The 12863-nt window shown below is 70.2% G+C and carries 11 protein-coding genes; 2 read left to right on the top strand and 9 right to left on the bottom strand.

Annotated features, from left to right (window positions below):
* Positions 1-131: 131 nt before the first annotated feature.
* Positions 132-3743: a hypothetical protein gene (locus ACGFNV_RS03675; protein WP_393619065.1), complete on the bottom strand. Its 3612-nt coding sequence runs from the start codon at positions 3741-3743 to the stop codon at positions 132-134.
* A gap of 95 nt (positions 3744-3838) precedes the next feature.
* Between ACGFNV_RS03675 and ACGFNV_RS03670 the strand changes: the two genes are divergently transcribed.
* Entirely contained in the window at positions 3839-4096 is a 258-nt protein-coding gene (locus ACGFNV_RS03670; protein WP_393619064.1) for a hypothetical protein, read from the top strand.
* Here ACGFNV_RS03670 and ACGFNV_RS03665 read toward each other — a convergent pair.
* The 8 genes from ACGFNV_RS03665 to ACGFNV_RS03630 all read right to left on the bottom strand — a co-directional run bounded on the left by ACGFNV_RS03665 (position 4045) and on the right by ACGFNV_RS03630 (position 11806).
* Complete coding sequence (locus ACGFNV_RS03665; RefSeq protein ID WP_393619063.1) at positions 4045-4875, bottom strand: acyl carrier protein; 831 nt, start codon at positions 4873-4875, stop codon at positions 4045-4047. The genes ACGFNV_RS03670 and ACGFNV_RS03665 overlap by 52 nt on opposite strands.
* A 231-nt stretch (positions 4876-5106) precedes the next feature.
* Entirely contained in the window at positions 5107-6126 is a 1020-nt protein-coding gene (locus ACGFNV_RS03660) for a zinc-binding dehydrogenase (RefSeq protein ID WP_393619062.1), read from the bottom strand.
* Between the two features lie 75 nt (positions 6127-6201).
* Positions 6202-6525, bottom strand: coding sequence for a putative quinol monooxygenase (locus ACGFNV_RS03655; protein ID WP_393619061.1), 324 nt, complete (start codon positions 6523-6525; stop codon positions 6202-6204).
* A 60-nt stretch (positions 6526-6585) separates the two neighbouring features.
* On the bottom strand, positions 6586-7740 hold the full coding sequence (locus ACGFNV_RS03650; protein ID WP_393619060.1) for a serine hydrolase domain-containing protein: 1155 nt from the start codon (positions 7738-7740) through the stop codon (positions 6586-6588).
* 2 nt (positions 7741-7742) lie between these two features.
* Positions 7743-9266, bottom strand: a complete 1524-nt coding sequence (locus ACGFNV_RS03645) for a flavin-containing monooxygenase (RefSeq protein WP_393619059.1) — start codon at positions 9264-9266, stop codon at positions 7743-7745.
* A 56-nt stretch (positions 9267-9322) separates the two neighbouring features.
* A complete protein-coding gene (locus tag ACGFNV_RS03640) occupies positions 9323-10360 on the bottom strand; it encodes an AraC family transcriptional regulator (RefSeq protein ID WP_393619058.1) in 1038 nt (345 codons plus the stop codon).
* A 157-nt stretch (positions 10361-10517) separates the two neighbouring features.
* Positions 10518-10994 carry a 4-oxalocrotonate tautomerase family protein gene (locus tag ACGFNV_RS03635; protein ID WP_393619056.1) on the bottom strand — a complete coding sequence of 159 codons (477 nt, stop codon included), beginning with the start codon at positions 10992-10994 and terminating at the stop codon, positions 10518-10520.
* A gap of 116 nt (positions 10995-11110) precedes the next feature.
* Positions 11111-11806 carry an SDR family NAD(P)-dependent oxidoreductase gene (locus tag ACGFNV_RS03630; protein WP_393619054.1) on the bottom strand — a complete coding sequence of 232 codons (696 nt, stop codon included), beginning with the start codon at positions 11804-11806 and terminating at the stop codon, positions 11111-11113.
* A gap of 102 nt (positions 11807-11908) precedes the next feature.
* On the opposite strand from ACGFNV_RS03630, the gene ACGFNV_RS03625 reads away from it, so the two are divergent.
* Positions 11909-12787 carry a helix-turn-helix domain-containing protein gene (locus ACGFNV_RS03625; protein ID WP_393619052.1) on the top strand — a complete coding sequence of 293 codons (879 nt, stop codon included), beginning with the start codon at positions 11909-11911 and terminating at the stop codon, positions 12785-12787.
* Positions 12788-12863 lie beyond the last annotated feature (76 nt).

Raw genomic sequence — 12863 nt, 5'->3', positions numbered from 1 at the left:
GGAAGGGGCGCGGGCCGTGGTACGCGCACGGCGCGCAGTGCTCGGGGCTCACGGCCGCACCTGCCGCACGCCCTCGGGGAGCGGCGCGCGCAGCGCGTGCGCGCCTCACACTGTGCCGATGACCGGCGCGGTCACCACGGTTCCGCAGGTGATCCCGCCTCGGTGCCGTAACAGCGCACGCGCTCGGCCACGTCCGGGGCACCGATGGTGTCGTAGTGGGTGGCGAGCAAGCCGACGGCTGCTTCGGCTCCGGCGTCAACTGCCTTGTGCAGCAGGGCTGTCGCAGCCGCGGTTCGGCCGTGGAGGCGGGCCAGGCCGAGCAGCGCCTGCGCGCTCCCGACGTCGCGGGCACGCTCGTACAACATGAGGGCTTCGGTACGAAGTCCAAGCTCCTCGCACATGCCTCCGGCGCTCAGCAGAACCGGCGGAGCGCCTTCGGTCTCCACGCCGCGCCGGAACTTCTCGGCTGCCCCTGTGGCCGCGTACCCGACGAGCAGGTAGCTGTCGCCTTTGGGAACGGGCCCCGAATCGGAGGCCGACTGCCGTTCACCGACGGTGACCAGCCGGGCGGCGTCGCCGTCCTTCCACAGCTTCGACTTCAGAGCGCCGATGGTCTGTGTCCGCCCGTACCGCAGTATGGCCAGCGCGAGCGTCAGGGCGTCGTCGACACGGCCTTGGGCGTACCAGCGGTGGGCCAGATAGAAGCCGGGGCCTTCGTCGCCGTGTTCGGCGGCGAGCAGCGCCTGGGCGTGGGCGGCCGCCGAGTCGCCGGTGGAGGCGTAGTACTCGGGCAATCCCCACAGACACTTGACGTGTCCGCCGGAGATGGCGTCGGCAACGGCCTGGTCCCGGCGCGTGGTGTCCCCGGCGTCGTGCCACAGCTTCGCGAGATCCTTCCAGGCGTCGTGCTGACCCAGGTCGGCCGCTCGACGGTATGCGGTCGCCGCTGGGCGCACATCGTCCTCGTACTCCTCGTAGAAGGCACCGAGCAGTTGCCACGTGTCCCCGTCCTCGGTCCGTGTGGCCTGGCCGACGGCGTGCTCCTGTTCCTCGCTGTTGCCCGCGGTCCGGGCGATCAGCGCGAGCAGCACCCATCCTTCGGGGCGGCCGCCGGCGATCGCCTGTTCGGCGGCGGACGACGCCGCCTTGAGATCGCCGGCCTCCCAGAACCCACCGGCCGCCGAGATCAGGTACTCATCCCAGTCCGGACACGAGCCCAGGGCCAGTAGGGCCTGTGCGGCTCCGACCTGGTCACCCGCCTCGGTGCGGTGCCGGCACAAGCGCCGTAGGGCCTTCCCGTAGCCGTGTTCGGACACCGCGCGACGGCCCGCCTCTTCAGCGCGGCTGGTCTCCCCCGCCTTCTCGTAGAGGAACATGAGGTCTTCATAGGCTCCGGGTGCGCCCAGGCGTTCCGTCCGCTCCAGCAGGTCGATGGCGTCCTGGATGCGGTCCTGCTCTTCGAGCCGTCCGGCCTCGGCGAGGATGACCTCACAGTTCCCCTTGGCCGCGAGCCCGGGGGCGAAGAGCAGCGCCTCGACCGAGTGCCCCGCCTCGCTCAGCGCGTAAGCGAAATTGCCCAACTGCCAGTCGTCGATGCGTTGGCCCGCGCGGACGGCGTCCTCGACATCGCCGAGGTCCAGCAGCGTCGTGGCGAGCGCGGCCCATGCCCTGGCCGAGTTCACCGACTCCGCCGCCCTGCGCTGCCAACCGGCCGCGTCCCGCGGCTTGCCGACCGAGTCCAGCCGCTCCGCCAGGAGCAGGGCGGGGCCGACGTCGCCCAGCTCCAGCGCCTCCCCCGCGGCCGCCTCGGCGTCGGCGGTGTGCCCAGCCCGCCAGAGCGCGCCAACGAGCAGCTCGTGCACCCGCACCGAGGGGTCGGCTTGCAGTGCGCGGCGCGCCAGATCGACACTCAGTCGGTAACGGCCTCGGGTCTCCGCGGCCTTGGCGAGCGCGTGCAGGCCCGCCGGAGACGGCAGATGCGTGGCGGCGGCCGCCCACCAGGCGTCCGGTGGGCAGTCCAGCGCGCGCCGGCGCGAGATCTGCTGGCGCAAGTAGTCCGCCAACCGGTACATGTTCCCGTCTGCTTGCGGCCGGCCCGGACCGGTCACCAGCGTGGTCAACGGCCCGGGGACGCCCCTGCATGGCTCGCCCGCGTCACCGAGCGCCTGCCGGAACCACCGTTCGGACCATCGACCATCCTTGGTCCGCAGATAGGACTCCGGCAACAGGGCCCAAGCGGCGGCCGACAGGAACGGCCGGCTGACGTCGTCGGGGTAGCCGAGCCTTGCGGCATCGACGGCTGCGTCGATCAGGGCGCGGATCTCCGGACCGCCCTGGTAGCGGGCCAGCAGCTCCCGGCCACCGGCCAAGTACTGGGTGGCCTCGTCCGGATGGGCGGCGATCGCCTCGGCCAGGCGTGGATCCCGTGCCGTGGCAGCCGCGACGGTGGCCGCGGGCACCCGCCGGAAGCCGACGTCCTCAATGGCGATCTGGCGGTCTTCGAGCAGGCGCCCGGCAGGGGTGTCGCCGTCCGTGAGTTCCCGAAGATGCTCCGGCCAGAGGGTGCCCAACACCAGGACCGGGCCGCGCCCCGGATCGTTCAGCAGGGCATGCAGGGCGCGCGCGGCGGGGTCGTCGTCCGCATTGGTGAGGTAGCGCTGCGTCTCGTTGAGCCACAGCACCGTACGGGGAATGGCGTGCTGTGCGCTCAGTCCCTCGACCAGTTCGTAAGCGCTCGGAGGGTGCCACACTCGCCACGTCGGATCAAGGAGAGAGAGCGCCTCGAAGCAGGCACGCGTCTTGCCGGTCGAGGACCCGCCGACCAGAACAGCGAACCGGTTCCGGCCCTCCGCCGCCTCCCGCACGACGGACCGAATCGCCAGGTCGTGCGCGCGGTCGAGGTAGCACGGCAGATTCGGCAGGTCCGGGGTGGACACGGCGGGGTCGATGGCCGGGTGGACGCCCAGGGCGATCGCCTCGTAGATGTGGTCGCCGACCGGGAAGGAGGGGATCGAACGCGGTGACTCCGGTGGGTCACTGTCGCCCGTACTGAGCATCAGGCGCCGCAGGGTGGTGTAGGTCCGGTGTTGCACGGAGTCGGGCCTGGCGATGCTGGAGTGGTCGCCGGGCAGCGCCCGGGCGTCGGGGAAGACATGCTGCGCCGAGGGAGCCGGCACGATGTTGTCGCTCTCCCCGGCGTAGACGGAGAAGGGAATGGGGCAGGTACGGTCGGTGACCGCGGCGGCGTGGACCACGTCGTTCATCACCTGTCTCGCGGTGTCGTTGACGGCACCGTCCAGCGGGCGCAGTTGACGCTCCTGCGGGTGGCGTGACCCCAGGACGTTCCGGCGCAGAGACAGAAAGATCTCGGAACCGTTGGTCGGGCAGGCGAGCAGGACGATCCGCCTGATCCGCGCAAGTTCGCGTCCGCGGCCCGCGGTGAGCATCCGCGTGAGGTAGCGCTGCACGATCAGACCGCCCTGGCTGTGGGCGACGAGCATCAGACGGGAGAAGGGTTCGCCCTCGGTGTCCAGGTACTCCTTCAGACTGTCCGCGGCGGTGTCGAAGCTGGGGAAGGTCCGGGTCGGGTTGATGCGCTTCAGCCCCGTGGAGTAGGAGAAGGGCAGGGGCTGGACGAAGTCCAGGCTGTCATCGGCCGTGATCAGCTTGGTGAGCGGGTCCCACATGGCGGGCTTGGACCGGATCCCGTGTACGAGGACCACACCCAACCGGTGCTTCTGCAAACCGACCTCCCCAGTGCCGACCGGAGTTCACAAGTTAGCCGCCTGGGCCTCACAGCGGTGGGGGTTCGGCCGATCTTCCGCCGGGCGTACGTGACGTGACGACGTACACTCCGACCCTGTCCGCAGAGGTCTCCTATCCGGACGGCTCCACGGTCAAGGCCCGGTTCGCCAGCTCCACCGAGGGCGCGGCCCACCAGTGGGGCCTGGTGGACCGGAGCGCTCTTCGGAAGCGGCTCGTGTCTCCGGCCGACGCCCCGCACGGGGACGCGGCGGTCGTGGTCCAGCCCGGAACTGCCCAGCGCTACCGTGTGACGTTCTTGACCGGCAGGGGCTTGGTGGCGCGGGCGATGTAGTAGTCCTTGGGGGCGGAGAAGATCACGAACTGGTTGTCGTAACCCCTGATTTTGACGCGCACTTTGTAGTTCCCGTTGGCGTCGGTGGTGGCCTGCGCGTTGTACTCGCTTTCGTAGTACGTCCGCAGCAGGACACGGGTGCCGGCGACCGGCCCGTGGCCGGCGGGCCAGGCGACCTTGCCGGTCACGGTGAGCGTGTCACCGGCGCGGACACTGGTTTTGTCGACGTTGTACGTGATCGTGCTGAAGACGGGTTTCACGGCGACCACGGCGCGGGTGAAGACAAGGTCGTGGTCCGAGGGGTCCTCGGCCGGGTCGTAGGAGGCGTAGAACTCCACTTCGTGCCGGGGGTTCAGGAAGAGGCTGGTCTGGTTGTCCCACCGGTCCGCCTGGACGCCGGGGAGCGTGAACCGCCCGTCCGCGTCGGTGACGACGGTGCCGAGGCTCCGGTTCTCCCGCTCCGTCGGGTCGATGGGGTCTCCCCAGGGGTTCCAGGTGGTGTAGAGAACGTTCTGGCCCAGGGTGACCGGGGCGCCCGCCGCGGGCGTGCCGTCGGGCCGGGTCAGCTTGCCGGTCAGGGTGACCGTGCGGCGGCCGAAGTCGGTGGTGAATCTGCTGGTGGCCAGGCGCAGTTCGTAGGTCGCCGCCTCCGCCGCGGCACTTCGCGTGGAGGCGGGGCCGGCGGCCCCGAGGGCGGGCGGCGCCCCGGCCGCGGTCGTGGCGAGCGCGGTGAGGACGGCTGCGGTGGCGAGGCGAGCCGCCCGTGAACGTATGCGCATGTGGACTCCTTGGTCAGGTGTCGTGCGTTCCTCCACCGGTTTGACACATGAGAGACCTGCTGCGGTTGTAACGCCCGGATGAAGTACACCCAGAACACATGGTCCGCGAACACGGCATTCACCCCAGGTTCACCGAGTTCACCTGGCCACCGACGATGTCCGTGTCGCGCGTGCGGCGGATCGGTCCGTCGTTCGAGCGGTGCAGGCACAACGGACCGATGGTCCGGTGCCTCAGTTCTCCAGGACGAAGATCGGCTTGTGGCCGGCCCGGTCCGAGGTCAGTACGTCGGGGATCTCGTCCCAGCCGTACACTCCGCTGGTGACCAGCTCGGGATGGAGCGTTCCGGCGGCCACCGCCTCCAGCGTCGGTGTCATGTTCGGCCGCGCGTGCCCCTTGCCGTTGTGGAAGTGGACTCCGCGCTGGTACAGCGCGAGCAGCGGGAGCTGGACCTCGTCGAAGTAGATGCCGACGCTGTTGACGTAGCCCTCGGGCATGACCGACAGCAGTGCCTTGCGCAGGCGCTCGGGGTTGCAGCTGGCGTCCACGGCGAGGTGGAAGTCCTTCTCCCGCTTGCCGTTGATGTCGTGGACCTCGGCGCCGAGCTGCTCGGCGACCTTCATCCTGACCGGGTCGTCGTCGTAGTACACGGTGTGGGCGTTCGCGCAGTGGACCGCGACGTCGACGCAGTACAGGCCGATGGAACCGGTGCCGCCGAACACCGCGATCTTCGGGTCGGGGATCCCGGCGACGGTCGGCATCACCGTCTCCCAGCCGAGGGCGAGGTTGTCGCCGATCGACGCCAGGTGCACGGGGTCGACCCCGGCGGGCAGCTTGGCGAGGTTGAAGTCCGCGTAGGGAACGCGGATGAGTTCGTCGAAGGTCCCGCCCCAGGCCCCGTTCACCGGAAGTCCGTACTGGGCATCGCCATGGAGGAGACAGCGGGCCGGGTGTCCGAGTTCGCACTGTGCGCAGCTGCCGCACGCTATGTGCCACGCGACGCCGACGACGTCTCCGACCGCGACATCCGTGCAGTCGGGGCCGACCTCGACCACCGTGCCCACGCACTCGTGGCCGATCGGGAACGGACCGAATCCGGAGAACGGCGTCTTGTCACCGATGACGTGGTGGTCGAGATCGCAGGTCGTGGCCGCGAGCGGGCGTACGAGCGCGTCCGTGCCGTCGACGATGGTGGGGGTGTCGACCTCGTCGAAGCGCAGTTGCCCGGGCGCGACGAACATCAGGCTCTTCATGGGGAAAGCTCCTCGGTTTGCGTGGGAGATTGCGGGCCGGACGGTGTGTCCGTCCGGCCCGGTGCCCGCGTGCGGTCAGATGGCGCCGGACTCCGGGGCGCCGACGGGGATCGCATCGAGGAAGAGCGCGTCCGGGGGGCCGGCCAGTGCCTGCGCCAGGGCGACGCCGATCTCCCGCATCGCGGCGCCCTTCATGTGCGCGCTCAGTGCGTCCTGCGAGGCCCACTTCTCGATCATGACGAACTCACCGGTGGTGCCCGCCTTGCGGTGCAGCGCGTACAGCAGGCACCCGGGTTCGGCGTGCACCGCGGGTAGGGCCTCCTTGAACGTCTTCTCGACCAGCTCTTCCTGGCCCGGCTTCGCGACCATCGTCGCCACCAGGACTACGGGCTCGGACATGAGCACACCTCTCTCGCTATAACACTCGTTATAATCATGGCAGATGTTGCGGGCCGCTGGTCACAGCGGCTGGTGGGTTCGATCCAGGGCCGCGAAAGCGGCCCTGACGTACTGGGCCGTGCGGTCGCTGCCGAGCACGCCGGTGCCCATTCCGTTCATGACGTACGAGATCGCCGCCCGGCGTTCGGTGTCGATCACCACCACCGATCCGCCCCAGCCCGTCCAGAAGCAGATCCGCCCCGGCGGGAGATACGGCACCGCCGGCGACGGCAGCCCGAACCCGATACCGAAGCGCAGATGCGCTCCGAGCACCAGGTCGGGGCCGTCGGACTGCCGGCTGAAGATCAGGTCGATGGTCGACGGCGACAGCAGGCGTACGCCGTCCAGGGTGCCGCCGCACGCGATGACGGAGTGGATCCTGGCGAGCGACCGGGCGTTGCCGTGGCCGTTCGCCGCACCGATCTCGGCGCGTCGCCACTCGGGACGCCACGACTCGTCGGCGCCGCCCAGAGGGCCGGTGAACGTCTTCACCGCCACACTGTTCGGATCGGCGCCGGCGAGGTCGCTCGACCGGAACGGCGGCGGTACGACATCGGCGACCCTGCCGAACTCGGAGTCCGGCAGACCGATGTGGAAGTCGGCGCCGAGCGGCCCCGCGATCTCCTCGGCGACGAACCGGCCCAGGGTGCGCCCGTCGATCCGCCGGACCAACTCGCCCACCAGATGACCGTAGTTGAGCAGGTGGTAGCCGGAGGCCGTGCCCGGGGGCCACCACGGCGCCTGCGCGGCCAGCCGGGCCGTCGAGGCCGGCACGTGGCAGACGTCCGCGACGGTCACCGGCCGGTCCCACCCTGAGACGCCGGAGGTGTGCGAGAGCAGGTGCCTGACGAGCACGCCCTCCTTGCCGCGCGCGGCGAACTCCGGCCAGTACCGGGCCACCGGGGCATCGACGTCGAGCAGTCGGCGCTCGACCAGCAGCAGCGCGGCCAGGGACGTGACCGTCTTCGTGCACGACCAGACGTTGGTGATCGTGCCGCGCCGCCACGGCACCGTACGGCCCTGGTCTGCCCATCCGCCCCACAGGTCGACCACCGGTTCCCCGTCGACCATGACCGCGACACCGGCACCGAGTTCCTCGCCCGCGTCGAGGTTCTCGGACAGCCGCGCGGCCACCTCCGCGAAACGCTCGTCGCACACGCCGTCCAGATCCGCCATGGTCAGGCTCCCGTCCGGACGTCGTCGCCGGCCGGACGTACCGCCGCACGGGGCACGCCGCGCAATTCGCGGCGCAGGCTCGCGCGCGCGATGTCGGCCACGTCCAGCAGATAGGTCTGGCGCATCCGCCACGGGGCACGGTGACCTTGCCGGGGAAAGCTCTGGACGCCCCGCTGGACGTAGCCGGACGCCAGCTCGATCATGGGCTGCTCGCGGACGCCGGGCTCCGCGGGCGGGGTGACCGCCGCGAGGCCGGCGCGGCGCATGTGGTTGAGGACGCGGCACACCAACCGCGCGGTGAGATCCGCCCGCATCGTCCAGGACAGGTTGACGTAGCCGAAGCAGAGCGCGAAGTTCGGCACGTCGCTGAGCATCGCGCCCCGCCACAGCAGGTGACGCGCGGGCTCGACCGGCTCGCCGTCGACGCTCACCGCGACATGGCCGAACGCCAGCATGCGCAGCCCGGTCGCCGTCACCACGATGTCGGCCGGCAGCACCCGGCCCGACCGCAACCGGATCCCCTCGGCGACGAAGCCGTCGATCTGGTCGGTGACCACCTCGACCTCGTCGCGCTGGATCGCCTTGAAGAGGTCCGCGTCGGCCGTGATGCACACCCGCTGGTCCCACGGTGCGTACGACGGGGTGAAGTGCTCACGCACCGCGTCCTGGCCGATCCGTCGCGCGGCGGCCGTGGTCAGCAGCGCCCGCGCCCGGTCGGGGAAGCGTCGGCAGTAGTGGTAGAAGCCGTTGGAGTAGGCGGCGTTGCGCGCCCTGATGACCCGGTGCGCCAGTCGGGCGGGCAGCCGTCGCCGGACCCCGGCGGCGAACCGGTCCCGGCGCGGCAGCGCGCTGATCCATGTCGGCGTGCGCTGCAGCATGGTCACCTTCGCCGCGTCCCGGGCCATCGCGGGGACCACCGTGATCGCGGTCGCACCGCTGCCGATCACGACGACACGCTTGCCGGTGTGGTCGAGCCCGTCAGGCCAGAACTGCGGATGCGCCACGGTGCCGGCGAAGGACTCGACGCCCGGGAACTGCGGGTCGTGGCCGCGTTCGTAGTCGTAGTAGCCGGTGCACAGGTAGAGGAACGAGCAGGTCATGGTGGACCGCCGCGGACTCCCCTCGCCGCCGCCCCGTTCGACGGTCACCGTCCAACGGGCGGTCTCGCCCGACCAGTCGGCCGAGACCACCTTCGTGGAGCAGTGGATGTGGCGGTCGATGCCGAACCGTTCCACGGTGCGCCGCAGGTAGTCGAGGATCTCGTCCCCGTCGGCCATGGAGTTCTCGCCCGTCCAGGGCTGGAACGGAAAGCTGAGCGTGTAGATGTCGGAGTCGGCGCGGACGCCCGGGTAACGGAACAGGTCCCACGTCCCGCCGAGGGACTCGCGGGCCTCCAGCACGGCGTACGACCGGTCGGGGCACTGCGACTGAACCCGGTACGCGGCGTCGATACCGGAGATACCCGCGCCGACGATCAGGACATCGACATGGGCGGGCGGCGAGGCGGAGTGCGGGGAACTGGTCATGGCACCCGAGTATGGAAGCGCTCCGAAGACGCCACTTGACTCTGGGCGACAAGAATTTAACTCCGCACGACACCCGGAGACGGAGGACCACATCGGGCGTCACGGCGGACCTGCGTCGGCGTCCGGCCGAACCAGCGGCGCGCCGCCCGGGTGAGCGCCGCCTGCCCGGCCAGCTCCACCAACGAGGCGACCTGCGAGAACGGCATGTCGGTTCCCGTCAACAGCCGGTGTGCGGCGTTCTTGCGTACGTCGTCGAGGATCGCCTGGAACGAGGTGCCCTCCTGCGCCAACCGCCGCTGCAATGTGCGTGGATGCATGTGCAGCCACTCCGCGACCAGGTCGATCCGCGCGGGAACCGTGCCCAGAGCGCGCCCGACCGCCGACCGCACCGTGGTCGTGAGGCTGTCACGGGGATCGGTGTAGTGCGTCTCCAGGTACTCGACGACCATGCGCCGCAGTTCGGGGTTGACCGGGGTCGACATCGGCTGGGCGAAGAGCTTCGTCGGCACCCGCAGCAAGGCGCGGCCGGCGTTGAACCGGACCGGCGCGCCGAAGAACTCGGCGTACACGGACTCATCGGTCAGCGGTGGATGCGGCAGGTAGACCCCGAGCAAGTCGTACCCGCCGCTCATCGTGATGAGATTGCGGTGCAGCAGCCCCAGACCCGCGTCGATCGTCTGCGGCTCGTACGGAATGTCCGGATGCACCATCCGGTATTCGACGGCGCCCACCCCCGCATAGCGCTCGGGATCGTCCGTACGGGTCAGACGAATTCCCTGATTGTGCACGAACAGGAAGCGCGAGGCGCAGTCCAGACCCTCTCCGACCGTGTCGCAGTTCCCGACCGCCAGAGCCAGCGGGCCGAGCATCGACATGTCCTGGTACGCCGCCAGGCGCAGGCCGAGATCCGGACGCTCCAGGTTCTTCGCGGCGCGGCGCAGGATGCGCCCGGCCGTCACCGTCGGCAGCAGTCCGTGGTCGGAATCCAGGTCACCCGGCGAAACGCCGAATTGGGCCAGCAGTCCTGCCGCGTCCCCGCCGAGATCGTCGATCAGGCGATCGATGCCCCGGATCGCGGCAACCCGGATTTCCATGTGCGATGTCCCCACGCTCTCGCCGTCAGGACGGCGCCCTCGCGGCGTGCGACGAGAAACTCCATGACATTCGGCGCGGCCTGAACGCCACGGGCATCCGCGAGACGGTCAATCACGTGTGCCGCCCCAAGCGCCTCGCCGCGGTCGAGGACCGACTTCACGCCCCCAGCGCCGCGCGGACGGCCTTGACCCGCTCCTCGGTGAAGACCCCGCTCTCGAGGAGCGGCAGGACGGACAGCACACCTCCCGACGACCCCCAGCTCCCCTCGTCGATCACCCGGAAGTTGACCCACCAGGCCGGCGACGGCTCGTCCAGCCCACAGGCCACCGCGAGCGCGGCCAGCACCCGCTCGATCACCTCGGCCCGTACGTCCCGCTGCCAGGCGGCGTCCATGACCGCGATGTCGATCACCATGACGTCGGGGTCAGGAGTGGAGTCGGCCAACAGTCGCCCGCCGATGGCCATCATGTCCCGCTCACGCTCGACGAAGTGCACCTGGAACCCGGCCCTGGCGGCCGGGGCGTGCTGCCCGACCTCGGGCACCAGTACCGCGTCGGTCAGGGTCTCGGCCAACGCGCGGCGCTGCTCAAGACCCAGGCGCCCCTTCGGGGCATTCACGGTGATGATCGTCATGACAGCCTCCTATGACAGTCGTTATAGACCAGCAGACTACACAACCGGAAGCGAGGACCAGAACGGGCGGCGCGCAGAGATCGGGGCAGGACGACGATCCGCGGATCAGAGGTGGATCACCAGGGCATCTCACCGTGACGGTCACGGAAGGTGCCGGTCGGTCCGTCCGCCCCGATGGTGGCGAGCTCGACGATCGCGTCGGTGCCCTCGGTCACTGTCTGCGGGCCGCTGTGCCCGTTGAAGTCGGTCGCGGTGTAGCCCGGGTCGGCCGCGTTCACCTTCACGTCCGGCCAGGACTTCGCGTACTGCGTGGTCAGCATGGTCACGGCGGCCTTCGACGCCGTGTAGAGCGGCGCGACGGCCCGGCCCTCGACGCGCCCGGTGTCGTGGGTGGCCGCGAAGGACCCCATGCCGCTGGACACGTTGACGATGACCGGGTTCGCGGACTTGCGCAGCAGCGGGAGGAACGCGTGCGTCACCCGGACGATCCCGACGACGTTGACCTCGAACACCTCGCCGGCGTCAGCGGCCGTGATCCGGTCGGCGGGGCTGTGCGTCCCGAAGACACCGGCGTTGTTGATCAGGACGTCGATGCCGCCCTCGCGAGCGGCGACATCGGCAGCGGCCGCGGACACCGACGCGTCATCGGTCACATCGATCTGGACGAAACGGGCCCCGAGTGCGTCGGCGGCCACCTGGCCACGCTGAGGATCACGGGCGCCGACGACGACGGTGTGGCCGGCCTCGATCAAGCGGCGGGCGGTCTCGTACCCGAGGGACTTGTTGGCTCCGGTGATGAATGTTGTTGTCATGCGTTCACTCTCGGCCCGTGACGAGAGGACAACCAGTGCCCCCTGCGACGGTAGGACTGCCAGTACCAGGCACAACGCCTGTCCGGCGGACACAATGGTCGGGTGGACGAGACCCTTGGCACGGCATTGCGCCGCTGGCGCGACCGGCTTTCTCCCCTCGACGTCGGGCGGACCTCGCGGCCCGGACGACGTGCGGTGGGGTTGCGGCGCGAGGAACTGGCCGAGTTCGCGGGGCTCTCGGTCGACTACGTGGTGCGGCTGGAGCAGGGGCGTGCCACGAGCCCTTCGGCGCAGGTCGTCGCGAGCCTGGCCAGGGCACTGCAGCTGCAGCCCATGGAACGCGATTACGCCTACCGGCTGGCCGGCCTCCTGCCTCCCCAGGAGGGGACGATCTCCACGCATGTCCCGGCCGGGGTCCAACGGATGCTGGCTCGCCTCGGGGAATTCCCGGCGGGCGTCTTCAGCGCCGACTGGACCTTGCTGTCCTGGACTCCGGGATGGGCCGTGCTGCTGGGTGATCCCAGCGCACGGACACACGTCGAGCGGAACCTGGTGCGGGCGGTCTTCGCCTCAGGCCCCTCAGGGCTCGCGGCCTGGCCCGTGCTCCAGGAGGGTGACGCCCTGAAGCCCGCCCTCGTCGCCGATCTGCGCACGGCTCTCGTCGACTACCCCCGTGACCGCGGCCTGACCGGCCTGGTCGCGGAACTGCGGTCCACCAGTGCGGAGTTCACCCGGCTGTGGGACGAGGGTGCGGTCGGTCCGCACGTCTCGGCCCGCAAGACCATCGTGCATCCCCAGGTCGGCGAGGTGACGTGCGACTGCGACGTGCTCACCGTCCCGGGCTGCGACATCCGCCTCGTCGTCTACACGATGGCCGCGGGTTCCGTCGATGCGGAGAAGCTGGAGTTCCTGCGGGTCACGGGCGGCGTCCGCGCCGACGGCCCCTCACCTCCGGGGCCCGGCCTGTTCTCCAGGCCGTGACGGTCCTGGTCGCAGACCCGAGCCGCCAAGGGGCCCTGTACTCATGCATCCACCTGGCCGAGATCACCCGGCCAAG

Origin of the sequence: Streptomyces sp. NPDC048751, assembly GCF_043198595.1 — a bacterium.
Lineage (GTDB): Bacteria > Actinomycetota > Actinomycetes > Streptomycetales > Streptomycetaceae > Streptomyces.
Note: the sequence above shows the minus strand (reverse complement) of the source record. Positions and strands in the feature narration are given on the sequence as shown.

Coding starts and splice junctions, on each gene's coding strand:
- ACGFNV_RS03660 (WP_393619062.1), bottom strand. CDS start 6,126: ATGAAGAGCCTGATGTTCGTCGCGCCCGGGCAACTGCGCTTCGACGAG.
- ACGFNV_RS03665 (WP_393619063.1), bottom strand. CDS start 4,875: ATGCGCATACGTTCACGGGCGGCTCGCCTCGCCACCGCAGCCGTCCTC.
- ACGFNV_RS03635 (WP_393619056.1), bottom strand. CDS start 10,994: ATGACGATCATCACCGTGAATGCCCCGAAGGGGCGCCTGGGTCTTGAG.
- ACGFNV_RS03650 (WP_393619060.1), bottom strand. CDS start 7,740: ATGGCGGATCTGGACGGCGTGTGCGACGAGCGTTTCGCGGAGGTGGCC.
- ACGFNV_RS03645 (WP_393619059.1), bottom strand. CDS start 9,266: ATGACCAGTTCCCCGCACTCCGCCTCGCCGCCCGCCCATGTCGATGTC.
- ACGFNV_RS03655 (WP_393619061.1), bottom strand. CDS start 6,525: ATGTCCGAGCCCGTAGTCCTGGTGGCGACGATGGTCGCGAAGCCGGGC.
- ACGFNV_RS03640 (WP_393619058.1), bottom strand. CDS start 10,360: ATGGAAATCCGGGTTGCCGCGATCCGGGGCATCGATCGCCTGATCGAC.
- ACGFNV_RS03630 (WP_393619054.1), bottom strand. CDS start 11,806: ATGACAACAACATTCATCACCGGAGCCAACAAGTCCCTCGGGTACGAG.